This window comes from Streptomyces sp. NPDC104313 (genome assembly GCF_055583985.1).
In genome coordinates this window covers 182,322-204,320 of record NZ_JBVJMW010000010.1, presented here as the reverse complement: position 1 = coordinate 204,320, position 21,999 = coordinate 182,322, and the positions used below count along the sequence as shown (strand labels likewise).

Genomic DNA, 21,999 nt, shown 5'->3' with positions numbered 1-21,999 from the left:
GGCCGTAAAGAAGGAGTTCTGGCAGCATAACGTCAGACTGACGATGCGGAGCGGGCGCAGTCAAGGGCGTTCCGGGATGTGGGAGATGCGTCACGGTCCGTCATATGGCCTGCCCCAGCGCCGCGACGACGTCGACGGTACGGGGCCGGCCGGTTGCCCGGCGGACCACCTCGCCCTCGGCGTCGAGCACCAGGACGGTAGGCGTCTTCGTGATGCCCAGCTGCCGCACCAGCGCGAGATGGGCCTCCGCGTCGACCTCGATGTGGGCGATCCCGTCGACCATCCCGGCTACCTCGCCGAGGGTGCGGCGGGTCGCCCGGCAGGGCTGGCAGAAGGCGCTGGAGAACTGGACGAGCGTCGCGCGTTTCCCTAGTTCCGCGCCGAGTTGGGATGCGTCGAGCCGCTGTCCGTGTGTCCGGCGATCCACCTGGTTCCTCCTGTGTCAGAGCTCTTCGTCAAGGGTCAGCACCGGCCGCCGCCCGGACATTCCCGCAGCTCCCGGGGCACACGCACGTGACGAGAATCTCGCGCCCCGCATCCGCCGGGACTGGCCAGCGGCTCCCGCATGGGGCACCATCGCCACAATGCCGAAAACCTACGGCTGCGTAACTTCCGCCGGGAGAATCCTCCCCAGGCGCTGAAGAAGGGTCTTCCCCAGATGGCAGAACTCGTCTATCGACCGGTCGTCGGCGCCGCTCGCACCCTGTTCAAGGCGCTCGACCTGAAGATCGACACTCAGGGTTCGGAGCACATCCCGAAGACCGGTGGTGCGGTGCTGGTCAGCAACCACATCAGTTATCTCGACTTCATCTTCACCGGGCTGGGCGCCCTGCCGCAGAAACGGCTGGTGCGGTTCATGGCGAAGGAATCGGTCTTCCGGCACAAGATCTCCGGTCCGCTGATGCGGGGAATGAAGCACATCCCGGTCGACCGCGACCAGGGCGAGGACGCGTACGCCCACGCGCTCCGGTCGCTGCGTTCCGGTGAGATCGTCGGAGTGTTCCCCGAGGCCACGATCTCGCAGTCCTTCACCCTGAAGAGCTTCAAGTCGGGTGCCGCGCGCCTCGCCCAGGAGGCCGGGGTCCCGCTGATCCCGATGGCGCTCTGGGGCACGCAGCGGATCTGGACGAAGGGGCGGCCGCGCAACTTCCAGCGCAGCCACATCCCGATCACCATCCGCGTCGGCGAGCCCATGGAGGCGCCCTCCGACCAGTACGCCGGTGCCATCACCCGGCGGCTGCGGGAGCGGGTTCAGGAGCTGCTGGAGGCGGCGCAGCGGGCCTACCCGGTGCGCCCGAAGGACGCGAGCGACACCTGGTGGGTACCGGCCCATCTCGGCGGTACGGCCCCGACGCCCGCCGAGGTGCGCGAGCTCGGCTGACGATCGCCCCACGACGACCGCGGCGTCGTCATTTCACCGCGGTCCGTGGACGGTGATCCGCACCCCGGGGCTCAGCCGCTCCAGGATCGCGGCGAGTTCGGCGCCCGCGGCGTCCAGTCCGCCGTTCGCCAGGGGTGCGAGGCCCTCCAGCAGGAAGACGGCGTTGACCGACTCCTCGGTGAGCCGGGTGCGCACACCCTGGCGCCAGTTCCAGCGGCGGCAGGTGACGCCCGCGTCGTCGCACCAGACGACTTCGCCGGGCTCGGGGTGCTCCACCACCTCCTCGCCGCCGGCGACAGTGGGGAACGGCTCGTCGCCCGTCGCCCGGATCAGCCGCATCCCGCCCTTGATGTGGTCGGTGTCCTCGCCGCCGACCGGGACGAGGTGGGCGACGCTGATCGCGTTGTAGGCGTCGACCAGCAGGTTGATGCGGGGCAGGCCGCCGTCGGCGAGGGCGCGCCGGGCGAGCGCCTCGGCCGAGTTGCGGGTGCGGGAGGGCTTGGCCCCGAACGCCGTGTAGACCTCGCGCCAGGCGGCGATGCGCGGGTCCTCGTGCGGGGCGCGACCCTCCAGGCGCTCGGCGAGCCTGCGGGTGGCGTCGTCCAGCAGGGCGGCGCTACGGGCGTCGCTGGGGCCGTTGACCAGGCCGTGCGCCTCGACGGCGAGATGGGTGAAACCCGGTGCGACGGCGCGCACCTCGTCGGACACGGTGAGTGTGAGAGTCATCGTCTGCCTTACTGCCTTGCCCGGTTCGGTGGCTCGGGGCCGCCTTGCCCGGTTCGGTGGCTCGGGGCCGCCTTGCCCGGTTCGGTGGCTCGGGGCGCGGTGGTCCGGGCCGCGTTCAGAGGCCCGTGGGAAGGTTCCGCAGCAGTTCCGAGAGGTCCCGCGCACCTTCCAGCGCCCGGAGGATCACCCCGGATGGTGCAACATAGACTACTGGATAGTCGATCTCATTGAACTCTTCGCGCGCAGCCCAGGCAAGCCGCTCCTCCTCCAGCGAGAACTGCGCGTCGACGCCCGGCTTGTTGCCCCGCGGATCCACCCGCACCCAGCCCCCGGCCTCGGGGAGCCGCAACGCGACCAGGCCGTGGATCACAGGGGCCGCGCCGTCCTGGCCCGCCAGGCGTTGATAGCAGAGGCCGGCCGGAATGCCGCCGGCCCGCAGCAGCGCCGCGAGCGCGATCGACTTGGCGTAGCAGATGCCGGTACGGGTGGCGAGCACGTCGGAGGCGCGCCACGTGACGCGCAGATCCCCCGAGTCGACGGAGTGCGGAATGTCGTCGCGGACGAACTCGAAGGCGGCCCGCGCGTATGCGTATGCGGTGTCGGCGTCGAGCGCGAGGCGGGTCGCCACCTCTCTCACCCGGGGATGCTCGTGGTCGATGACCTCGTCGGCGGCCAGGTACGCGCCGATATCAGGGGACTGCTGCGTCAGCTCCATGACCGGAGAGCGTACGAAGCGGCCGACCGGAAGTCCATCACTTTCCGGTCGACCGCATAATCATGCAGGATACGCGCTATCGCACCATTTCTTCCTTGAGCGCCTGGAGGAAGGCGTCGACGTCGTCCTCGCTCGTGTCGAACGCGCACATCCAGCGGACGTCCCCGGCCGCCTCGTCCCAGAAATAGAACCGGAAACGCTGCTGGAGCCGCTCGCCGACCGCGTGCGGCAGCCGGGCGAACACGGCGTTGGCCTGGACCGGGTAGAGGATCTCCACCCCGTCGATCGCCCGGACGCCCTCGGCGAGCCGCTGGGCCATGGCGTTGGCGTGCCGGGCGTTGCGCAGCCACAGATCCCTGGTGAGCAGCGCCTCCAGCTGGACGGAGACGAAGCGCATCTTGGAGGCGAGCTGCATGGAGAGCTTGCGCAGGTGCTTCATCGCCCGGACCGCGTCCGGATTCAGCACGACGACGGCCTCGCCGAAGAGCGCGCCGTTCTTCGTGCCGCCGAAGGACAGCACATCGACGCCGACCGTGTTGGTGAACGTCCGCATCGGCACGTCCAGCGAGGCGGCGGCGTTGGCTATCCGGGCCCCGTCGAGGTGCACCTTCATGCCGCGCTCGTGGGCGTGGTCGCAGATGGCGCGGATCTCGTCGGGGGTGTAGACGGTGCCCAGCTCGGTGTTCTGGGTGATCGAGACGACCTGCGGCATGGCCCGGTGCTCGTCGTCCCAGCCGTACGCCTGCCGGTCGATGAGCTCCGGGGTGAGCTTGCCGTCCGGGGTGGGCACGGTGAGGAGCTTCAGCCCGCCCATCCGCTCGGGCGCGCCGCCCTCGTCCACGTTGATGTGCGCGGACTCCGCGCAGATGACGGCGCCCCAGCGGTCGGTGAGCGCCTGGAGGGCGACCACGTTGGCGCCCGTGCCGTTGAAGACCGGGAAGGCCTCGGCGGAGGAGCCGAAGTGGCTGTGCATCACACGCTGGAGGTGGCCGGTGTAGTCGTCCTCGCCGTAGGCGACCTGGTGGCCGCCGTTGGCGAGGGCGATGGCCGCGAGGACCTCCGGGTGCGCGCCGGCGTAGTTGTCACTGGCGAAGCCGCGTACCTGCGGGTCGTGGTGACGTCGCGCGTCGGTCCTCACGTTTGCGGGGTCAGCCACAGGCGCTTTCCGTTCACATCGGGGGTGGGCCTGTCCCAGACGCCGGCGATGGCCTCGGCCAGCTCCGTGACGTCGGTGAAGCCCGCGAACTTCGCATTCGGGCGCTCGGCGCGCATGGCGTCGTTCACCAGTGCCTTGACCACCAGGATCGCAGCAGCCGCCGCGGGCCCGTCCTCGCCCCCCGCCTTGCGGAAGGCATCGCCGAGCGCGAGGGTCCACGCCTCGGCGGCGGCCTTGGCGGAGGAGTAGGCGGCGTTGCCCGCGGTGGGCTTGCCGGCTCCCGCGGCGCTGATCAGGAGATAACGGCCCCGGTCGCTGCGCTCAAGGGCCTCCTGGAAGGCCAGCGAGGTCGACTGGACGGTGCGGATGAGCAGCTTCTCCAGGGCATCCCAGTCGGACAGCACGGTCTCCTGGAACGACGGGCTGCCGCGCCAGCCGCCGACCAGGTGGACCAGGCCGTCGATGCGGCCGAACTCCGCCTCGGTGCGGTTGGCCCAGTCCCGGGTGGCGTCGAGGTCGAGCAGATCGACGGTCTCGCCGGTGACCGTCGCGCCCCCGTGGGCGTACCGGGCGGCGTCCACCGCCTCGGCGAGCCGTTCGGGGTGGGCGTCGCACCCGACGACCGTCGCGCCGGCTTCGGCGAGCCGCAGCAGCGTCGCCCGCCCGGCGGGGCCGGCCGCTCCGGCGACCGCGACCACAGCCCCTTCGAGCACACCGGTCCCCTCGCCCGTGCCGTTTGCGTTCATGGCCACCGCCTCCTCGGGAAAATGGTTCACGCGGCTGCCCGCTCGTCGTTCGCCGCGGTGATTCCCTTGGCAGAGGCAATCACGTGCTTCAGCTTCTTGGCGAGCGCCTCATAGAACATGCTCAGGGGAAACTCGTCCGGAAGCACGTCGTCAACGAGCCTGCGAGGAGGAAGTGTGAGGTCCAAGGCGTCGGGGCCCTTGGCCCAGCGGGATCCCGGGTGCGGGGCGAGGTAGCTGGACACGAGGTCGTACGCGGCGAACCAGTGGACCAGCTTGGGGCGGTCGATGCCGTCGCGGTAGAGCTGCTCGATCTCGCCGCAGAGCTGGTTGGTGACCTCCGGGGCGCGGTCCCAGTCGATTTTCAGAGTGTTGTCGGTCCAGCGGACGACGTCGTGCTTGTGGAGGTACGCGAAGAGCAGCTGGCCGCCGAGGCCGTCGTAGTTGCGGACGCGCTCGCCGGAGACCGGGAAGCGGAACAGCCGGTCGAAGAGCACCGCGTACTGCACGTCACGGCCGTGGGCGTTGCCCTCCGACTCCAGTTTCACGGCCTCCTTGAAGGCGGTGAGGTCGCAGCGCAGCTCCTCCAGGCCGTACATCCAGAACGGCTGGCGCTGCTTGATCATGAACGGGTCGAACGGCAGGTCACCGTGGCTGTGGGTGCGGTCGTGGACCATGTCCCACAGGACGAACGCCTGCTCGCAGCGCTGCTGGTCGCCGATCATCTCGCGAATGTCGTCGGGCAGCTCCAGGCCGAGCAGGTCGACGGAGGCCTCGGTGACGCGGCGGAAGCGGGCGGCCTCCCGGTCGCAGAAGATGCCGCCCCAGCTGAAGCGCTCGGGGGCCTCGCGCACGGCGATGGTCTCCGGGAAGAGCACCGCGGAGTGGGTGTCGTAGCCGGCGGTGAAGTCCTCGAAGGTGATGCCGCAGAAGAGCGGGTTGTCGTAGCGGTTCGCCTCCAGGTCGGCGAGCCAGTCGGGCCAGACCATCTTCAGCACGACCGCTTCGAGGTTGCGGTCGGGGTTGCCGTTCTGCGTGTACATCGCGAAGACGACGAGGTGCTGGAGACCGTCGGTCCGGTCCTTCGCGGGCTGGAAGGCCAGCAGCGAGTCCAGGAAGTCGGGGACGCGGAAGCCGTCGGCGGCCCAGCGGCGCAGGTCGGTGACGAGCGCACGGTGATAGGCGGCGTCGTGCGGGAGGAGCGGGGAGAGCTCCTCGACCGCTCCTGTCACCCGGTCGAGGACCCGCTCGACGACGGCCGGGGACGGTGCGCCCTCGACCTCGAAATCGATGGATCCGTCCTTGGACTGCCAGGGGCGGATCTCCTCGACGGCATCCTTGAGCACGGGCCAGGCCGGGTGCTCGACCACTCGCTGGGCCGTAAGTATCGCGCCTTCGGTGGCGTCGTGCACAAGAATTTCCGTCATAACACTTCCTTCACGGGAGAACCTCGCGTGTAGTCAGCGTATCCGTGCGACGTTCCTCCCGACAAGTGGGGGCCTGTAAATCATCCTGCACACCCCCCATGGTCACCGCTGTTTTTCCTGTCGCATCGCGGGTAGACGCATAGTTCACCCGTCGACTCCCCGGCGCGGGCGACCGGGCCCGCACGGCGGGGGACATCGCGGGCCGCGGCCGCTACCCTCCCCAGTGCCGTATTGCCGTACCTCCGCGCGGGCAGGAGCAGTCGACGGACCGCCGCCGACGGAAACGAGGTCGCCTTGTCATTTATCACCCTGGGTCATCGCGGAGTGATGGGCGTCGAGCCCGAGAACACCCTGCGCTCCTTCGTCCGCGCCGAGGCCTCCGGAATGGACGCCATCGAGCTGGATCTCCATCTCAGCAAGGACGGCGCACTCGTCGTGATGCACGACGTGGACCTGGACCGCACCACGGACGCGACCGGACCGATCGCGGCCAGGACCCTGGCGGAGCTGCGCGAGCTCGACGCCGGTCAGGGCGAGCGGATCCCCGTCTTCGAGGAGGTGCTGGAGGCCGTCTCCTCCCCGCTCCAGGCGGAGATCAAGGACGTGGCGGCGGCCCGCGCGCTCGCGGACGTGATGCGGGAGCGTGATCTCGCCGGCCGGGTGGAGGTGTCCTCGTTCCACGACGAGGCCGTCACCGAGATCGCGCGGCTGGTACCTGGCGTGCGCACGGTCCTGATCGCCAGCCGCTGGGGCGCGGACGTGGTGGACCGGGCGAAGGCGGCGGGCGCGGCGACACTCGCGCTGAACATCCGCCGCCTCACCCTGGAAGTCGTGGAGCAGGCGCACTTGGAGGGTGTCAAGGTGATCGGCTGGGTGGTGAACACCCAGGACCACCTGCGTCTCGCGCGGGCGCTGGGCCTGGACGGCGCGACGACCGACTTCCCCGAGATCCGCCGCTCCGGACGCTTCACCGCCTGAGGGCGGGCATGCTCAGGCGCCCGCCCCCGCGTCGTTCTCCTCAAGGGTCTTGACGAGCAGTTCAAAGACCAGGTCGTCGCGGAGCGGGATCCCGAAGCGCTCCTCGCCGTACGGGAACGGGGTGAGCTCTCCCGTACGGCGGTAGCCCCGGCGCTCGTACCAGGCGATCAGGTCCTCGCGCACCGAGATCACCGTCATGTGCATTTCGCCGACGCCCCAACTCTCCCTGGCCGCGCGCTCCGCCTCGGCGATGACCAGCTTGCCGAGTCCGCCGCCCTGAAGTCCCGGCCGCACCGCGAACATGCCGAAGTAGGCGGCTTCGCCCCGGTGTTCGAGTTGGCAGCAGGCGACGAGTTCGCCGCCGCGCTCGACCGCGAGGAGCCGGCCTGCCGGAGCGTCGAGAACCTCGCGCACCCCCTGTTCATCGGTCCGTCGGCCCTGGAGGAGGTCGGCCTCCGTGGTCCAGCCGGCGCGGCTGGAGTCACCGCGGTAGGCGGACTCGATGAGGGCCACCAGCGCCGGTACGTCGTCCTCGGTCGCGTCGCGGAAGGTCAGCCGGGCCGCGTCGGGGGGCGTGGCGGTGTCCATGGTGGGGTGCTCCGTTTCTCTGCTTGCCGTACGCGTTCTTGTGCCGCGGTAGGCGTTTCCCTGCTGCCGAACGCATTCTTGTGCTGCCGAACGCGTTCCTGTGCTGCGGTACACGTTTCCCTGCGGCCGTACGTACGGTCACGGTCTCCGCCGCCGCACGTGCGGTCGAGAGTAACGCGACCCGGCGCGCCCCCGGCGCACCTCCTTCACACCCCCGTGCGCTGGATTCGGCGGCGGCCGCCCGGGCATCGATGGGACGACCCGCAACAGTGCCGTACGTACGACCGGGGGGAGACGCGCCGTGCACGGAGGGGCCCTGACCGGCTGGCTGCTGGTGGCGTTGTGCGCGGTGAGCGGCGGCTACTGCCTGCTGCGCACCCGCACGGGGACACCGCAGGAGCGCCGGACCGCACGCGCGGAGGCGCTCATGGGTTTCGGCATGGCGGTGATGGCCGTTCCGGCGGCCGTGCTGTCGCCCCCGGACCGGGCCTGGGTGGTGTACGCGGTGCTGTTCGGCGCGGCCGCGCTGCGAGCGCTGCGGCCCGCCCTGCGCGGCGGCCACCATCTGCACCATCTCGTCGGCTCGCTGGCCATGGTCTACATGGCCCTGGCGATGGCTCCCTCGGTCACGGGGAGCGGCGGGGGCGGGCATGCCGGGCACCGGGCGGCCGCAGGCGCCGGCGGCATACCTCTGCTGACCGGGGCGCTGCTCGTCTACTTCGCGTTCTACGTGCTGGGTTCCGCCGGCCGTCTGCTGCCCGGGACCGTCATGGCCCCGGCCGGCGGCACGGGCCTCGCCCCCGGGGACCCGGGAGGATTCGGGGGCGGAACGGACGGCCGGCCCGAGCTCACGACGGCCTGCAGGCTGACGATGGGCCTCGGCATGTTCGCCATGCTGCTCACCCTGTGAGACATGAAGTGGGACAGAACCCCCGGCAAACCGTGGCCTACGTCACTTGCCGGTCGAGGCCGTACCCCCGGCCCGCCCGCCCCTCATAAACTGAGGTCATGCTGGTCTCCCTCGCGCTGCTGCTGCTCGGTGCATTGACCGCCCTGGTGACTCCCCGCGTGATGGCGCGCGCCCGGTGGCCGGAGCGCGAGCCGGTCGTGGCCCTGTGGGTCTGGCAGTGCGTGGTGGCCGGGGTCCTCCTGTCCTTCGCGCTGTCCATGACATTGAGCGCGGCCGCCGCCTGGCAGGCGGTGCGCGGCCATGTCTTCGCCCCCGCCCCGCACGCCGTCGTCGAGGCATATGCCCTGGCGGCGTACGGGCCGTGGTCCGCGGTCATCGCGGTGCTGCTGGCGATGGGCGGACTGTGGACCGGGGCGATGCTCCTGAGGGAGATCCGGCGGGCACGGCGTCGCCGCAAGCAGCGTCGGGCGGAACTGCTGGTGCGTTCCCCGCTGATGCCGGGCGAGGAGCCGGGCGCCGACCGTCTCGTGGTGCTGGAGGGCGAACGCCCCGACGCCTGGTGGCTGCCCGGCACGGCTCCGCAGCTCGTCATCACCACCGCCGCGCTGGGCCGCCTGAAGGGCCGTCAGCTCGATGCCGTGCTCGCCCATGAGCAGGGGCACGCGCAGGCCCGGCACGACTGGCTGCTGCACTGCTCGTCGGCGCTGGCGATCGGCTTCCCGCAGATCCCGGTGTTCGCCGCGTTCCGCGACGAGATGCACCGGCTGGTCGAACTGGCCGCCGACGACGTGGCGTCACGCCGCTTCGGCCGGCTGACGACCGCGCTCGCCCTGGTCGGACTCAACGAGGACCGCGGGGTGTTCGGCCCCTGCCCCACCCCGCAGGCCCAAGTGCCGCTCCGGGTGAATCGGTTGCTGGCCCCGGTCGAACGGCTGACGGCGGGCCGCAGGCTCCGGCTGACGGCCGCCGCCGCGCTGGTCCCGGTCGTCCCGGTGTTCGTGGCCTTCGTCCCGGGGCTCCGTGCTCTGGGTTAGGGCCCTTCGTTCGGATCAGGAGCCGGGGCCACGACGCCCGGCACCCCCTGGGTCGTACCCCGGGTTGGCCTTCGGACGGTGTCCTCCGCGAGGATCACCCCATGGCCTCCCCCCTCTTCCGCTTCCGCTCGCCAGACCGCTCTCCCCACAAGGCACCCGCCCTGTGGACCGGGGCCGTCGTCGGCACGGCCGCTCTCGTACTGCTCGTGCTGGTCGCGGTGGGCTGGCCGCCGCTGATATCCCTGGACCGGACGGTCGCCGACACCCTGCACCGGCACGCGGTGGCCGACCCCGGTCTGGTCCAGGTGAGCCGGGTGCTGACCGACTGGGTGTGGGATCCCTGGACCATGCGCGCCCTGATCGCGGTGACGGTGGTCGCCCTGTGGTGGCGGGGCGCGCGCCCGCTCGCCCTCTGGTTGGCCGCGACGAGCCTGATCTCCTCTCTCCTCCAACAGGGGCTGAAGGCGGCGGTGGACCGGGAGCGCCCGCAATGGCCCGACCCGGTGGACTCGGCGCATTACTCCGCCTTCCCCTCCGGGCACGCCATGACGGCCGTCGTGACCTGCGGGCTGCTCGTCTGGCTGCTGCGGCTGTACGGCGCGGGCCCCGGCGCCCGGGCCGCGGGGCTTGCCGTGGCGGTGGTCTCGGGGGTCGGTGTGGCGGCGACCCGGGTGTATCTGGGAGTTCACTGGCTTACCGATGTCGTGGGCGGTGCGCTGTTGGGGGTGGCCGTGGTGGCGTTGAGCGCCGCGGCGTACGCCCGGTACACGGCGGCCCGGGAGGGCGCTCTTGTCGGCGCGGGGACGGACCGGAGGGGATCGTGTCCATGATGATCAATGGCGTGCTGTTCGACTTCTCCGGAACCCTGTTCCGTATCGAGCCGGTCCGCGACTGGCTCGCCGCCGCACTGCGCGAGGAGGGCGTCGTCGTCACCCCGGAGGATTTCGAGCGGTACGTGAGCGGGCTCACGGAGGCGGGCGCTCTCCCGGGCGGCCCGCCCCCGGTCCGGGTCCCGGCTCGGCAGGCCGGGGCGATGTCCCGCCGGGACCTGAGCGCCGCTCTGCACCGCGAGGCGTACACCGGTCTGGCCCGGAGCGTCGCCCTGCCCGATCCGGGGCTGTACGACGCGCTGTACGACCGCCATATGCGGCCGGAGGCCTGGCGGCCCTATCCGGACGCCGCGGAGGTGCTGGCGGGGCTGCGCAGAGCGGGGATCGCGGTGTGTGTGGTCAGCAACATCGGGTGGGACCTGCGCCCGGTCTTCCGCGCGCACGGGCTCGATGCCCTGGTCGACGCCTATGCCCTGTCCTTCGAGCACGGACTCCAGAAGCCCGACGCGGGAATGTTCCGCGTCGCCTGTTCGCTGATCGGCCTGGATCCGGCGGATGTGGTCATGGTCGGTGATGACCGGGTCGCGGACGGCGGCGCGGCCGCCCTGGGCTGCGGGGTCCGGTTCGTGGACCACCTGCCGGTGGCGGAGCGGCCCGATGGCCTGCGTTCGCTGGGTCTGGTGCCGGAATGAGGCCCACAGCGAACAGAGGAGATCGGACCGGGGTGTGAGGCATATCCTGCCGCGGGTGGGGTAGCGGCGTCCGCTCGTGGCCGTAGCCTGGTGGGCATGTCCCCGATGTCGTCGTCCGTATCCGCGCGTTCCGCAGCCGAGGTCAACGCGGAGATCCGCGACCTGTGGCAGCGTTCGGGCGGGTGCCTGACGCCGCAGGACGAGGCGGAATACCAGCGGCTGCTGGTGGAGTGGGCCGCCGCCACCGGTGAAGGCGCCCGCACCGCCGCCTGACCGCCGCACCCGCGGTTCGTCGGTACCGAAAGTCTGTGCGGAGATCGCGCCCGATCCGGCGATCCCCCGCGTCGCCGGATCCAGGCGCACCCTCGGCGTGCCTCGTGGGACACGGCCGCGGACCGCGCCGGGGACCGGAGTTGCGGAGTCCGCCGTCGCAGGGATCCAGCATGTCCCCACCCGGCTCATCGGTCAATGAATTTCTGGCGGCACACGCACCGGTGCCGGTGTCTCGCGGGTGGCCGCCCGCGAGACACCGGCACCGGACGCAGGAGCAAGTGGACTGCGGGCCCCTGACGGATCAGCGGTCGAAGTAGTCCGGTTGCGTCTGCGCGTTGAGCTCGTCCAGCTCGATCCGCTCCGCCGGGTCGGTGCGCCGGTCGTCCAGCTTCAGCACATCGAAGCCCTTGGCGATGTCGCTGGAGTAGATGTGACCGTTGTAGTAGTACGCGGACCAGGGGCCGGCCGTGGAGACCCGGTCGAGCGTGACCGGGCCGCGCTCGAAGAAGGCGATCTCCTCGGGCTTCGCCGAGTTGGTGAAGTCCCATACGGAGATGCCGCCCTGGTACCAGGCCTGGACCATCAGGTCGCGGCCCTTCACCGGGATGATCGAGCCGTTGTGGGCGACGCAGACCTCGGTGGCGGCCTGGTGGCGGTCGATCTTGAAGTAGCTGCGGAAGACCAGCTTGCGCTGGTCGCCCTTGCCGACGATGTCGTAGATGCCGTCGGCGCCCCGCTCGGGCCCGATCTTCTCGTTGCAGGTGGCCGCGCCGCCGCCACCGAGCTCGTCGGTGAAGACGACCTTGTCCGCACCCTGGTTGAAGGTCGCCGAGTGCCAGAACGCGAAGTTCACGTTGTCCTGGACGCGGTCGATGATCTTCGGGTGCTCCGGGTCCTCGATGGAGAACAGCAGACCGTCACCCATGCAGGCGCCGGCGGCGAGGTCCTTGGACGGCAGCACCGTGACGTCGTGGCAGCCGGTCGTCCTGGAGACACCGGGGTTCTGCGGCGATCCGGGGTTGCCGCCGTCCGGGAAGAGCACCGGGAAGTTGACGATCCGGGCCTTCTGTGGCGCCTTGACCGGCACCTTGATGATGGAGATCCCGTCGTGCGGCGGCTTGCAGTCCGGGAACGTCTCGTCGGGAGCGTACGAGGAGACGTACACGTACACGTTCTTCTTGCCGTCCGGCACCAGGGTGTGCGTGTGGGAACCGCAGGCGGTCTCCACGGCGGCGATGTACTTCGGCTGCCGCTTGTTGCTGATGTCGAAGATCTTCATGCCCTCCCAGGAGGACTTCTCCGTGGCGGGCTGGGAGGTGCTGGAGCAGGAGTCGTCGCTGCGCGAGGAGTCCGTCGACAGGAACAGCAGGTTCCCGGAGACCGAGATGTCGTTCTGCGAACCGGGGCAGAGGACCTGCGCGACCGTCCTGGGCTTCTTCGGCTTGCTGATGTCGTAGATGACGAAGCCGTCGTAGTTGCCGACGTACGCGTACTTCCCCTGGAACGCGAGGTCGGTGTTCATGCCCTTGAGGGCACCCTTCGGCACGTTCGTCAGGTGCTTGATGTTGGAGCTGTGGACGATCTCGTCCACGCCGGGTATGTCACCACCGGTTATCGCGGCCCTGGCCTCTGCCTGCTCGCTCCTGGTGAGCGAACCACGCTCGGCCGGGACATCGCCCGGATCGGGGGTCGCGGCCGCTGTGGTGGCCGTCAGCAGCGTGGCTAGGAGCCCGGCTGCGGCTGCCACCGCACCCAGACGTCTGCGCCGCACGCGGGTGGTGTGCAACGAGGTCACTGCGTCCTCCCTTGTCTCCGTTCGGGGTCGAACGGTTCATGAATCCCCGGCAGTATCGTCCCTTCCATGTACACATCAATAGATGGCAACACAGACGTAATAAAAAATTTTGATCTTCGCCAGGTGAAAGCGTGTTAGGACGGTCTGCAACAAACCATGTGGCACAGGAGGTCACCGTGTTGATCCATCACCGGTCCGCGACTCCGCGCTCCATCGCTCTCGCGGCGGCGGTTGCCGCCGTGCTCGTCCTGGGAGCCTGTGACGCGGGCGGCGGTGACGGAACGTCGGACAAGGCGGATGACGCGGGTCCGGGAGTGGTAGCGCCCGGCAGGCCGGGCGAGCCCGCCCGGACGCTCTCCGCCGAGGAGGCCGTCAAGGAGGCGGGTCAGGACACCGCCAACTCCGCCGACTTCCGCTACGCGCAGATGATGATCGAACATCACGGCCAAGCGCTCGTGATGACCGCACTCGTCCCGGAACGGGCCTCCGCCGACACCGTCGAACGCCTCGCGGATCGCATATCGGCAGGCCAGAAGCCGGAGATCGGCGCGATGGAAGGGTGGCTCCAGAAGAACGGCGACGACCGGCGCAAGGAACACCACGACCACACCACGATGCCCGGCATGGCGACCGACGCCCAGCTCGAGAAGTTGCGCGCCGCCGAGGGCAAGGCCTTCGACAAGCTCTTCCTGGAGCTGATGATCACCCACCACCAAGGGGCCATCACCATGGCCACGGAGGCGCTCACCGAGGGGAACGACGTCATCGTCGAGGAGATGGCGAGCGACGTGGTCGCCCAGCAGACCGTGGAGATCAACCGGATGCGCGGGCTGATGGACTGAGCCACTCGGCCGACCGCCCCGTGCGCCCGACAGTGCGGATCGGCCCGGCGGTGCCATCCTGGAGGGAACCTCCGGGAAGAGGTACGCCGTGCTCTCCGTGGCCGTAGTCGGTTCCGGTCCCAGCGGGGTCTACACCGCTCAGGCCCTGCTCCAGCAGTCGCTCGCACCCGATGTGCGCGTACACGTCCTGGACCGGCTGCCGACCCCGTACGGGCTCGTGCGGTACGGAGTGGCTCCCGACCACGAGAAGATCAAGTCACTGCAGAACGGTCTGCGGGCGGTGCTGGAGGACGACCGGGTCACCTTCGTGGGCAACGTCGACGTCGGCGGGGCGGAAGGGGTCTCCCCCGCCCGGCTCGCGGAGCTGTACCACGCCGTCGTCTACTGCGTGGGCGCATCGGCCGACCGGGCACTCGCGGTGCCGGGCGAGAGTCTGCCCGGCAGCTACTCCGCCACCCGCTTCGTCTCCTGGTACAGCGCCCATCCGGACGTCGGCGCCGACCCGTTCGTCCTGGACGCCCGCTCGGCCGTCGTGATCGGCGTGGGCAACGTGGCGGTCGACGTGGCCCGGATCCTGGCGCGCGGCGCCGACGAACTGCGGGCCACCGACGTGCCCCGCGCGGCGCTCAGCGCGCTGGAGGACAGCCGGGTACGCGACGTGCACATCGTGGGCCGTCGGGGCCCCTCCCGGGCCCGGTTCACCACCAAGGAGCTGCGGGAGCTGGGGGCACTGCCCGGGGCACGGGTCGTCGTCGACCCGGCGGAACTCGCGCTCGATCCCGCGTACGCCGCTCCGGACGGCATGCCCGGAGCGCTGCCGCTGCCCGCCGTGGTACGGCGGAACCTGGAGGTCCTGCGCGGCTGGTCGGCTGCCGGGGAGCCGGCGGCCGATGCCGGGCGCCGCATCCGGCTGCGGTTCTTCCTGCGGCCGGTGGAGCTGCTGGAGCACGAAGGGCGGGTCGCCGGCGTGCGGTTCGCCCGGACGGCCCCGGACAGCGGGGGCGGGGTCCGGGACACCGGCGCGTACGAGGACGTCGAGGCGCAACTGGTCCTGCGGGCAGTCGGCTACCGCGGGGTGGAGCTGCCGGGGCTGCCCTTCGACCCGGTGCGCGGCACCGTGCCGCACGCGGCGGGCCGGGTGCTGCGGGACGGGGCGCCGGCGCCGGGCGAGTACGTGGCGGGGTGGATCAAGCGGGGGCCGACCGGTGTGATCGGTTCGAACCGCTCCTGCGCCAAGGAGACGGTGACCTCGCTCCTGGAGGACGCGGCCACGCTGAGGCGCCGCCCGGCGGCGGACGATCCGCTGGCCGCGCTGCGGGCATGGGGGCTGCGGCCGGTGGAATGGTCCGGCTGGCTGTCGATCGAGCGTGCGGAGGCGGAGCTGGGCCGTTCGCTGGGGCGCGGCCCGGTGAAGATCCCCGACTGGCCGGGGCTGCTGGCGGCGGCCCGGGACGGGGACCGCTGAACAGCACTCCGCTATCCCTCCCGGGTCGCCACCACCAGCCGGGCGCGGGGGCTGCCGTCGGGGCGCGGGCCCAGTTCAGTCAGCGGCAGCAGCCGCACGACGAATCCGGCCTGTGTCAGGTCCTCCAGCACGTCACCGAGCCGGAACGTGCGGTAGTACATGACGAACCGCGGGCGCCACAGGGCGTTGCGCACCCGCATCGCCGCGTCGAAGGCGAACAGTGACCAGTAGGCGCGCGATCCCACCGGGGGCGGTGCGCCGATCGGGAAGACGAACCGCCCTCCCGGCCGAAGCGATCCGTACACCTCGGCGAAGAGACCGAAGCGTTCGGCGGGCAGGAAGTGACCGAACGCGCCGAGACTCAGGGCGAGATCGAAGGCGGGCGCGAAGGGCAGCGAGCGGGCGTCGGCCCGGACCCAGTGCACCGCCGGTCCCTCGCCCCCGGCCGGGAAGGCGGCACGGGCCTCGGCGAGCATGCCCGCGCTGAAGTCGACGCCGACCGCACGCTCCCCGCACAGCTGCCGGAGCACGCCGACCCCCGCGCCGGTGCCGCAGCAGACATCGAGTCCGGTGTCGAAGGGCCCGAGCTCGCGCACCGCCCGGGTGACGGCGTCGAGCACGCGGTCAGGGGTGCGGTAGGGCGTCCGGTCGAACTTCGGGGCGAGGAGGTCGTATCCGCGCTCGGTCGAGGACAACGCCTGAACGGCCAGTTCGCGCACGGTGGGACCCTGTTTGGTGAACATCACGGGCCACCCTACCGACCCGGCGCACCCGTTGCGGCCGGCCAGGGCGGCCATGCGGAGGCCCGGCGGGGAGGGAGTGTCAACGTCCTCCGAAAAGTCGCCGCTTGAGGGTGATGGCGGTATCGGCGGCGTACGCCTGGGTCCAGCTGCGGCCGGCCCCGGACTTCCAGGTGACGTGGACCGTCGAGCCGTCGGTCCGGGCGCTCTCCACGGTCATGGCCCGATCGCCCTCGCGCACGTCGCCACGGCGCAGTTCGCCCGCCTCGACCGTGACGGGACGCTCCCCCGGCGCGTTCTCGGTCTCCTCGGCCGCGCGGAGGAGTGCGGCGGCCAGTTCGCGGGCCGCTTCGGGGGTGCAGGACCAGAGGAGGTCGCCGGCCGGGGGCGAGAGCCGGACGCCGACGAGGAGGCCGGGCTCGCCCGCGGTGACCGTGACCGGCACCGGGTGGCCTTCGGCGTCCGTGATCCCGCTGGCCATCGTCGTCTCCTCGGTGTCCCTGTCCCCGGCCGGTGCACTGGGTCCGGGCCGTCGTCCGGCCGTCGTCCGGCCTCCGCCAGCATGTCAGCACCCGGCGGCGGGGCGCGCGAGCGGGGCGGGGGCGTGCCGTGTGCCGACCGGGAAGGCTTGCGGGACGGCGCTCACGTCCGGTAGACGTCCAGGCGGCCGCACATGCCGAATCTGCCGTGCGCGAGAGGCAGTTCGGCGTGGACGCGGGCGTCGGCGAGATGGCCGGCCTCGCCCCGGTCCAGCGCGTCGAGCTGGCCGGCGGTGGCGGCGGCGGCCGTGGCGGCTCCCTGCTCCCAGCGGCTGCGCCACTCGGGCGCCCGGGGACGGACGAGCGCGGCGGCGGCACGGTGGAACGCGGCCAGCGGCTCCGGATCACCGTCCTCCACGGCTTCGCGCAGGACGAGGAACCCCTCCACGGCGAGGTCGCGCCGGGCCCGCGCCGCCCGCTCCTGCACGGCCTCCTCCGCCGCCACGGGCAGCGCCGCCGCCGCGCGGTAGACGTCCGGGTCCGCGAGGCAGCGGGGCGGCAGGGTGAGCACGGCGTCGCCGGCCTCGGGCAGCCCGCTGTTCTGCATGAGCACGATGACGCGCAGCCCGTCCTCGTTGACGAGACGGTGCACGGCGCCCGGGGTGAACCACACGAGCGCGCCGGGCGTCAGCGGGGTCTCCTGGAAGCCGGAGGCCGTGAGGGTCTGTACGGAACCGCTGCCGCCGACCACGACGTACCCCTCCGAGCAGGTCAGGTGCAGATGCGGGGTGCCCCCGCGCAGCCCGTCGGCGGCGGGCCAGTCGTAGACGCTCAGGTGCGAGACGGCGACGGCGCCGGGCAGTCCTTCGAAGGTCACCACGATGGCTCCTGGGTATCGGCGGCATGGGTCGCACGGCCGCTCGCAGGCGCACCGCGCCGACTGTCCGCAAGCGCTTTCCACAGCAGCTGAACGCTAGGGGGTGTGTGAATGGTTCCGCGGCGACCGGGGCCGCGGGCACGTGCGCGGGCCGTTGTCAGTGGCCGGGTGCAGACTGGCACTGTTCCGGCACAACGGCGTTTCCGGGAGGTCCAGGACCATGACCGACGTATTGCTCACCGCAGGTACCCGCAAGGGCCTCTTCATCGGCCGCGGACACGGCGGGACCTGGGAGATCACGGGCCCGCACTTCAACGCGCAGGCGATCTACTCGGTCGCTGTGGACACCCGGGGGGACACCCCGAGAATCCTGGTGGGCGGGGACAGCGCGCACTGGGGCCCGTCCGTCTTCCACTCCGACGATCTGGGCGGGACCTGGACCGAGCCGCGACAGCCCGCGGTGAAGTTCCCCAGCTCCACCGGGGCGTCTCTGGAGCGCGTCTGGCAGCTGCACCCGGCAGGCCCCGAGGCGCCGGACGTGGTCTACGCGGGCACGGAGCCGGCCGCGCTGTTCCGTTCCGAGGACCGGGGCGAATCGTTCGAGCTGGTCCGCCCGCTCTGGGAGCACCCGACCCGCTCGCGGTGGGAGCCGGGCGGCGGCGGCGAGGGGCTGCACACCGTCCTGACCGACCCCCGGGACGCCAAGGCCGTGACCGTCGCCGTGTCGACGGCCGGCGTGTTCCGGACCAAGGACGGCGGTGCGAGCTGGGCCCCGTCGAACAAGGGCGTGTCCGCGGTCTTCCTCCCGAATCCGGACCCGGAGTTCGGCCAGTGCGTCCACAAGGTCACCCGGGACGCGGCCGACCCGGACCGGCTCTACCTGCAGAACCACTGGGGCGTGTTCCGCAGCGACGACTCCGGCGACCACTGGAGCGACATCGGCGCGGGCCTGCCCTCCGACTTCGGGTTCGCCGCCGCCGCGCACCCGCACCGCGGTGACACGGCGTACGTCTTCCCGATCAACGCCGACGCCGACCGGGTCCCGGCGGAGCACCGCTGCCGGGTGTTCCGTACGACCGACGCGGGACGCACCTGGGAGCCGCTCACGGAGGGCCTGCCGGACGGGGCGCACTACGGCACGGTACTGCGGGACGCGCTGCGCACCGACGACGCGGATCCCGCCGGGGTCTACTTCGGAAACCGCAACGGCGAGTTGTACGCCAGCGCGGACGACGGGGACAGCTGGCGGCAGCTCGCGTCGCATCTGCCGGACGTCCTGTGTGTCCGAGCGGTGGCGCTCGGCTGACGGCAGTTGATCGGAGTGGTCGTATCAGCAGTAGAGTGCGGGCCGTGGCAGCACGACCGTTGAAAGAGATCATCGAGCCGGGGTGGGCGGACGCCCTCGAACCCGTCGCCGAACGCGTCGCCGCTATGGGCGACTTCCTCCGCGCGGAGATCGCCGCGGGGCGCACGTACCTACCCTCCGGGGCTCATGTACTGCGGGCGTTCCAGCAACCGTTCGAGGAGGTGAGAGTGCTGGTCGTCGGCCAGGATCCGTATCCCACGCCGGGGCACGCGATCGGGCTGAGCTTCGCGGTGGCGCCCGACGTCCGGCCGCTGCCGGGCAGTCTGGAGAACATCTTCCGGGAGCTGCACGCGGACCTGGGGCTGCCCAGGCCGTCCAACGGCGATCTCACGCCGTGGACCCGGCAGGGGGTGCTGCTGCTCAACAGGGCGCTGACCACCGCGCCGCGGCGGCCCGCCGCCCACCGGGGCAAGGGATGGGAAGAGGTGACCGAGCAGGCGATCAAGGCACTGGTCGCCCGGGGCACGCCGCTGGTGTCGGTGCTGTGGGGGCGCGACGCCCGCAATCTACGCCCGCAGTTGGGCGACTTCCCCGCGATCGAGTCCTCGCACCCCTCCCCCATGTCCGCGGACCGGGGCTTCTTCGGCTCGCGGCCGTTCAGCCGCGTCAACGAACTGCTGGAACGCCAGGGGGCGCAGCCTGTGGACTGGCGGCTTCCGTGACCCTTCCTCCGGCGGCGTCCGGCGCGGCCGGACCCGGCGCGTACGTCCTCGGGGTGGACTCCGGAGGCTCCGGGCTGCGGGTGGCGCTCGGTCGGGTGGAGCCGGCCGGGCCTCTCTGGACGACGCTCTGCGCGGAGCCGGTGCGCACGGGGCCCGGCGGCATCGACGCCGGGCATCTGCTGGAGCAGCTGCTGCCCGCCGCCGGGGAGTTGCTGGACCGGGCGTCCGCCTCCGCGACCTTCGGCGCCCCGACGGGTGAGGTCGCGGCGCTGGCGATCGGGGCCGCCGGCATGGCCACGCTCGGCGATCGGTTGCGGTCGGAGCTGCCCGGCGCCCTCGCGGACGCGCTGGGGGTGCGGCGGCTGGCGCTGGCCGCCGACGCGGTGACGGCGTACGCGGGCGCGGTGGGACAGCGCCCGGGGGCGGTCGTCGCGGGCGGCACGGGCATGATCGCCCTCGGTACGGACCTGTTGGAGTGGCACAGGGCCGACGGGTGGGGTCATCTTCTGGGTGACAGTGGTGGCGGTGCGTGGATCGGCCGGGCCGGGCTGGACGCGGCGATGCGCGCCCATGACGGGCGGCGTGGTGGTTCCCCCGCCCTGCTGGACCGGTTGCGGGCCGTGTTCGGACCGGCCGGGGGGCTGCCCGGGCTGCTCTATCCACGCTCCGACCGGCCGGCCGTGCTGGCCTCGTTCGCCCCGGAGGTGGCGGCGTGCGCCGGAGCGGATCCGGTGGCCGCCGGCATTCTGCGGCAGGCCGCGGGTCATATCGCCGAGGCCGCGGCGGCCGTGTGCCCGCCGTCCGCCGGGCCGAAAGGCGAGAGCGGCGAGTACGGCGAAGTGGCTCTGACCGGTGGGCTGTTCAAGATGGGCGAGCCGCTGATCGCACCCCTGCGCGAGGAGCTGGCACGGCTGTTGCCGGGGGCCCGGGTGACCTCGGCGGCGGGCGATCCGCTGACCGGCGCACTCCTGATCGCGCGCGCCTCGGCAGCCGGGGACCTGCGCCTGCCACTCCACCCGACGATGCTGTTCGTGCCCCAGGAGCACGGAAGCGGACAGCGTGACGGAACGGCGGTGCGCGATGAGACCCGGAAGGGGTGACGGCCGGCGGGACGAAGGGGAGGCGGACGGAGACGGCGGAACAACGACCCGACAGACAGGGACACTCCGGCACTACATCACTCATCGGACATAAGCGGATAGTTAACGCTCGACCGGGCCCTCCCCGAACAGGGAGGCAGGCAAAACCAGTAGCATGCGGCGCCATGAGCACCCCCACTGGGCCCGCTTCCGGCCTGCCTGTACGAATGCCGCGACCTCGCCAGTCCGGACGGCACCGCCGCCCGGAGCCCGTGGTCGCACCCGAGGGCGCTGCCGCGCTCGTTCTCGCCGTTCCCGGTACCCCCTCTTCGGCCACGCGCAGCCTGGCCGAAGAGGTGATCAGCATCGCCCGCTCCGAGCTGCCCGGCCTCAACGCCCGCATCGGCTACCTCGACGGCGACGATGCCGAGTACCTGACCCTTACCACCGCTCTCACCCTCACCGCCGCCGAGCGCGTCGCACGCTTCGAGCAGGCCGTCGCCGTCGGCCGTGAGGTCGCCGAGCCCGCGGGGCCGCCCGCCGTCGTGGTCCCGCTGCTCGCGGGTCCCGACAGCGCGCTGATCCGGCGGATACGGCAGGCCGTGATGGACAGCGGTACGCAGGCCGAGCTGACCGATGTGCTCGGCCCGCACCCGCTGCTCGCCGAGGCCCTGCACGTACGACTGTCGGAGGCCGGGCTGGCGCGCGCCGACCGCGCCCGGCTGTTCACCGTGGCCACCGCCGCCGACGGCATCGTGCTGGTCACGGTGGGCGGCGAGGAGGCCGTGCGAGCCGCCGGGATCACCGGCATGCTGCTGGCCGCCCGGCTCGCTGTGCCGGTGATGGCCGCCGCGCTGGACGTGGAGGGCTCGGTCGCCTCGATCGCGGGGCAGTTGCAGGGCTCCGGATCCGCGCAGCTGGCTCTGGCGCCGTACCTGGTGGGCCCGGAGGTCGACCCCGGCCTGCTGGACGCCGCCGCGAAGGAGGCGGGCTGCGCGACGGCCGAGCCACTGGGTGCCTACCCGGCGATCGGCAAGCTCGTGCTGTCCCTGTACGCCACGACGCTGGGCATCACCCCGGCGACGCCTCAGGGGGCTCAGACTCACTGACCGGACGCCGTCGCCGTGGGGCGGCGGCTCGGGAAGCCGGACAGCGCGGCGGGCCCGGACCGGAGGAGATCTCCTCCGGTCCGGGCCCGCCGCGCTGTCCGGGTCTGCCACGGTTCGGCCGCCCCCCGGACC

The 21,999-nt window shown here is 71.7% G+C and carries 24 protein-coding genes; 13 read left to right on the top strand and 11 right to left on the bottom strand.

Annotated elements, in window-relative coordinates:
- Window positions 1-100: 100 nt before the first annotated feature.
- Window positions 101-427 (bottom strand): TlpA family protein disulfide reductase, encoded by a 327-nt coding sequence (locus ACZ60Q_RS23870; RefSeq protein WP_469638096.1) that lies wholly within the window; start codon window positions 425-427, stop codon window positions 101-103.
- Between the two features lie 231 nt (window positions 428-658).
- On the opposite strand from ACZ60Q_RS23870, the gene ACZ60Q_RS23865 reads away from it, so the two are divergent.
- On the top strand, window positions 659-1,381 hold the full coding sequence (locus tag ACZ60Q_RS23865; RefSeq protein ID WP_469638094.1) for a lysophospholipid acyltransferase family protein: 723 nt from the start codon (window positions 659-661) through the stop codon (window positions 1,379-1,381).
- Window positions 1,382-1,414: 33 nt separating this feature from the next.
- Here the strand turns inward: ACZ60Q_RS23865 and ACZ60Q_RS23860 are convergent, their stop codons facing one another.
- The 5 genes from ACZ60Q_RS23860 to ACZ60Q_RS23840 all read right to left on the bottom strand — a co-directional run bounded on the left by ACZ60Q_RS23860 (window position 1,415) and on the right by ACZ60Q_RS23840 (window position 6,148).
- A complete protein-coding gene (locus ACZ60Q_RS23860) occupies window positions 1,415-2,107 on the bottom strand; it encodes a B3/B4 domain-containing protein (protein ID WP_469638091.1) in 693 nt (230 codons plus the stop codon).
- Between the two features lie 115 nt (window positions 2,108-2,222).
- The gene (locus tag ACZ60Q_RS23855; RefSeq protein ID WP_469638088.1) at window positions 2,223-2,822 is read right to left on the bottom strand and encodes a transglutaminase-like domain-containing protein; all 600 of its coding nucleotides are present in this window, start codon (window positions 2,820-2,822) and stop codon (window positions 2,223-2,225) included.
- Between the two features lie 76 nt (window positions 2,823-2,898).
- On the bottom strand, window positions 2,899-3,960 hold the full coding sequence (locus tag ACZ60Q_RS23850; RefSeq protein WP_469638328.1) for a threonine aldolase family protein: 1,062 nt from the start codon (window positions 3,958-3,960) through the stop codon (window positions 2,899-2,901).
- Window positions 3,957-4,724 (bottom strand): SDR family NAD(P)-dependent oxidoreductase, encoded by a 768-nt coding sequence (locus ACZ60Q_RS23845; protein ID WP_469638085.1) that lies wholly within the window; start codon window positions 4,722-4,724, stop codon window positions 3,957-3,959. The genes ACZ60Q_RS23850 and ACZ60Q_RS23845 overlap by 4 nt, the downstream gene beginning before the upstream one ends.
- 26 nt (window positions 4,725-4,750) lie before the next feature.
- Window positions 4,751-6,148 (bottom strand): DUF6421 family protein, encoded by a 1,398-nt coding sequence (locus ACZ60Q_RS23840; RefSeq protein ID WP_469638082.1) that lies wholly within the window; start codon window positions 6,146-6,148, stop codon window positions 4,751-4,753.
- Window positions 6,149-6,475: 327 nt separating this feature from the next.
- On the opposite strand from ACZ60Q_RS23840, the gene ACZ60Q_RS23835 reads away from it, so the two are divergent.
- Entirely contained in the window at window positions 6,476-7,126 is a 651-nt protein-coding gene (locus ACZ60Q_RS23835; protein ID WP_469638325.1) for a glycerophosphodiester phosphodiesterase, read from the top strand.
- A gap of 12 nt (window positions 7,127-7,138) precedes the next feature.
- Here ACZ60Q_RS23835 and ACZ60Q_RS23830 read toward each other — a convergent pair whose 3' ends face one another.
- Window positions 7,139-7,714 carry a GNAT family N-acetyltransferase gene (locus ACZ60Q_RS23830; protein ID WP_469638079.1) on the bottom strand — a complete coding sequence of 192 codons (576 nt, stop codon included), beginning with the start codon at window positions 7,712-7,714 and terminating at the stop codon, window positions 7,139-7,141.
- 301 nt (window positions 7,715-8,015) lie between these two features.
- Between ACZ60Q_RS23830 and ACZ60Q_RS23825 the strand changes: the two genes are divergently transcribed.
- The 5 genes from ACZ60Q_RS23825 to ACZ60Q_RS23805 all read left to right on the top strand — a co-directional run bounded on the left by ACZ60Q_RS23825 (window position 8,016) and on the right by ACZ60Q_RS23805 (window position 11,453).
- Window positions 8,016-8,624 carry a DUF5134 domain-containing protein gene (locus tag ACZ60Q_RS23825; RefSeq protein ID WP_469638076.1) on the top strand — a complete coding sequence of 203 codons (609 nt, stop codon included), beginning with the start codon at window positions 8,016-8,018 and terminating at the stop codon, window positions 8,622-8,624.
- A gap of 98 nt (window positions 8,625-8,722) precedes the next feature.
- Window positions 8,723-9,658 carry a M56 family metallopeptidase gene (locus tag ACZ60Q_RS23820; RefSeq protein WP_215110772.1) on the top strand — a complete coding sequence of 312 codons (936 nt, stop codon included), beginning with the start codon at window positions 8,723-8,725 and terminating at the stop codon, window positions 9,656-9,658.
- Window positions 9,659-9,759: 101 nt separating this feature from the next.
- Window positions 9,760-10,488 carry a phosphatase PAP2 family protein gene (locus ACZ60Q_RS23815; protein WP_469638072.1) on the top strand — a complete coding sequence of 243 codons (729 nt, stop codon included), beginning with the start codon at window positions 9,760-9,762 and terminating at the stop codon, window positions 10,486-10,488.
- A complete protein-coding gene (locus ACZ60Q_RS23810; RefSeq protein WP_469638069.1) occupies window positions 10,485-11,180 on the top strand; it encodes an HAD family hydrolase in 696 nt (231 codons plus the stop codon). Before ACZ60Q_RS23815 ends, ACZ60Q_RS23810 begins: the two co-directional genes overlap by 4 nt.
- Before the next feature lie 96 nt (window positions 11,181-11,276).
- On the top strand, window positions 11,277-11,453 hold the full coding sequence (locus tag ACZ60Q_RS23805; protein WP_469638068.1) for a hypothetical protein: 177 nt from the start codon (window positions 11,277-11,279) through the stop codon (window positions 11,451-11,453).
- Window positions 11,454-11,754: 301 nt separating this feature from the next.
- On the opposite strand, the gene ACZ60Q_RS23800 is transcribed toward ACZ60Q_RS23805, so the two are convergent.
- On the bottom strand, window positions 11,755-13,248 hold the full coding sequence (locus ACZ60Q_RS23800) for an LVIVD repeat-containing protein (protein WP_469638065.1): 1,494 nt from the start codon (window positions 13,246-13,248) through the stop codon (window positions 11,755-11,757).
- Window positions 13,249-13,406: 158 nt separating this feature from the next.
- Here ACZ60Q_RS23800 and ACZ60Q_RS23795 point away from each other — a divergent pair, with 158 nt between their 5' ends.
- Both ACZ60Q_RS23795 and ACZ60Q_RS23790 read left to right on the top strand, forming a co-directional pair.
- A complete protein-coding gene (locus tag ACZ60Q_RS23795; RefSeq protein ID WP_469638062.1) occupies window positions 13,407-14,090 on the top strand; it encodes a DUF305 domain-containing protein in 684 nt (227 codons plus the stop codon).
- Window positions 14,091-14,178: 88 nt separating this feature from the next.
- Window positions 14,179-15,555, top strand: coding sequence for an FAD-dependent oxidoreductase (locus ACZ60Q_RS23790; protein WP_469638059.1), 1,377 nt, complete (start codon window positions 14,179-14,181; stop codon window positions 15,553-15,555).
- Window positions 15,556-15,566: 11 nt separating this feature from the next.
- Here the strand turns inward: ACZ60Q_RS23790 and ACZ60Q_RS23785 are convergent, their stop codons facing one another.
- The 3 genes from ACZ60Q_RS23785 to ACZ60Q_RS23775 form a co-directional block, all read right to left on the bottom strand.
- Window positions 15,567-16,298: a class I SAM-dependent methyltransferase gene (locus ACZ60Q_RS23785; protein WP_469638056.1), complete on the bottom strand. Its 732-nt coding sequence runs from the start codon at window positions 16,296-16,298 to the stop codon at window positions 15,567-15,569.
- Between the two features lie 79 nt (window positions 16,299-16,377).
- Window positions 16,378-16,776 carry a hypothetical protein gene (locus ACZ60Q_RS23780; protein WP_469638053.1) on the bottom strand — a complete coding sequence of 133 codons (399 nt, stop codon included), beginning with the start codon at window positions 16,774-16,776 and terminating at the stop codon, window positions 16,378-16,380.
- A 161-nt stretch (window positions 16,777-16,937) separates the two neighbouring features.
- Entirely contained in the window at window positions 16,938-17,654 is a 717-nt protein-coding gene (locus tag ACZ60Q_RS23775; RefSeq protein WP_469638051.1) for a cupin domain-containing protein, read from the bottom strand.
- A 217-nt stretch (window positions 17,655-17,871) separates the two neighbouring features.
- Here ACZ60Q_RS23775 and ACZ60Q_RS23770 point away from each other — a divergent pair, with 217 nt between their 5' ends.
- The 4 genes from ACZ60Q_RS23770 (at window position 17,872) to ACZ60Q_RS23755 (ending at window position 21,867) form a co-directional block, all read left to right on the top strand.
- Entirely contained in the window at window positions 17,872-18,957 is a 1,086-nt protein-coding gene (locus ACZ60Q_RS23770) for a WD40/YVTN/BNR-like repeat-containing protein (protein ID WP_469638048.1), read from the top strand.
- Window positions 18,958-19,001: 44 nt separating this feature from the next.
- Window positions 19,002-19,679, top strand: coding sequence for a uracil-DNA glycosylase (locus ACZ60Q_RS23765; RefSeq protein WP_032792802.1), 678 nt, complete (start codon window positions 19,002-19,004; stop codon window positions 19,677-19,679).
- Window positions 19,676-20,779: an N-acetylglucosamine kinase gene (locus ACZ60Q_RS23760; RefSeq protein ID WP_469638044.1), complete on the top strand. Its 1,104-nt coding sequence runs from the start codon at window positions 19,676-19,678 to the stop codon at window positions 20,777-20,779. Before ACZ60Q_RS23765 ends, ACZ60Q_RS23760 begins: the two co-directional genes overlap by 4 nt.
- A gap of 164 nt (window positions 20,780-20,943) precedes the next feature.
- Window positions 20,944-21,867, top strand: coding sequence for a sirohydrochlorin chelatase (locus ACZ60Q_RS23755; protein ID WP_469638041.1), 924 nt, complete (start codon window positions 20,944-20,946; stop codon window positions 21,865-21,867).
- Window positions 21,868-21,999 lie beyond the last annotated feature (132 nt).

Coding starts and splice junctions, on each gene's coding strand:
- ACZ60Q_RS23815 (WP_469638072.1), top strand. CDS start 9,760: ATGGCCTCCCCCCTCTTCCGCTTCCGCTCGCCAGACCGCTCTCCCCAC.
- ACZ60Q_RS23830 (WP_469638079.1), bottom strand. CDS start 7,714: ATGGACACCGCCACGCCCCCCGACGCGGCCCGGCTGACCTTCCGCGAC.
- ACZ60Q_RS23865 (WP_469638094.1), top strand. CDS start 659: ATGGCAGAACTCGTCTATCGACCGGTCGTCGGCGCCGCTCGCACCCTG.
- ACZ60Q_RS23860 (WP_469638091.1), bottom strand. CDS start 2,107: ATGACTCTCACACTCACCGTGTCCGACGAGGTGCGCGCCGTCGCACCG.
- ACZ60Q_RS23755 (WP_469638041.1), top strand. CDS start 20,944: ATGAGCACCCCCACTGGGCCCGCTTCCGGCCTGCCTGTACGAATGCCG.
- ACZ60Q_RS23820 (WP_215110772.1), top strand. CDS start 8,723: ATGCTGGTCTCCCTCGCGCTGCTGCTGCTCGGTGCATTGACCGCCCTG.
- ACZ60Q_RS23845 (WP_469638085.1), bottom strand. CDS start 4,724: ATGAACGCAAACGGCACGGGCGAGGGGACCGGTGTGCTCGAAGGGGCT.
- ACZ60Q_RS23810 (WP_469638069.1), top strand. CDS start 10,485: ATGATGATCAATGGCGTGCTGTTCGACTTCTCCGGAACCCTGTTCCGT.
- ACZ60Q_RS23785 (WP_469638056.1), bottom strand. CDS start 16,298: ATGTTCACCAAACAGGGTCCCACCGTGCGCGAACTGGCCGTTCAGGCG.
- ACZ60Q_RS23805 (WP_469638068.1), top strand. CDS start 11,277: ATGTCCCCGATGTCGTCGTCCGTATCCGCGCGTTCCGCAGCCGAGGTC.
- ACZ60Q_RS23840 (WP_469638082.1), bottom strand. CDS start 6,148: ATGACGGAAATTCTTGTGCACGACGCCACCGAAGGCGCGATACTTACG.
- ACZ60Q_RS23770 (WP_469638048.1), top strand. CDS start 17,872: ATGACCGACGTATTGCTCACCGCAGGTACCCGCAAGGGCCTCTTCATC.
- ACZ60Q_RS23835 (WP_469638325.1), top strand. CDS start 6,476: ATGGGCGTCGAGCCCGAGAACACCCTGCGCTCCTTCGTCCGCGCCGAG.
- ACZ60Q_RS23855 (WP_469638088.1), bottom strand. CDS start 2,822: ATGGAGCTGACGCAGCAGTCCCCTGATATCGGCGCGTACCTGGCCGCC.
- ACZ60Q_RS23780 (WP_469638053.1), bottom strand. CDS start 16,776: ATGGCCAGCGGGATCACGGACGCCGAAGGCCACCCGGTGCCGGTCACG.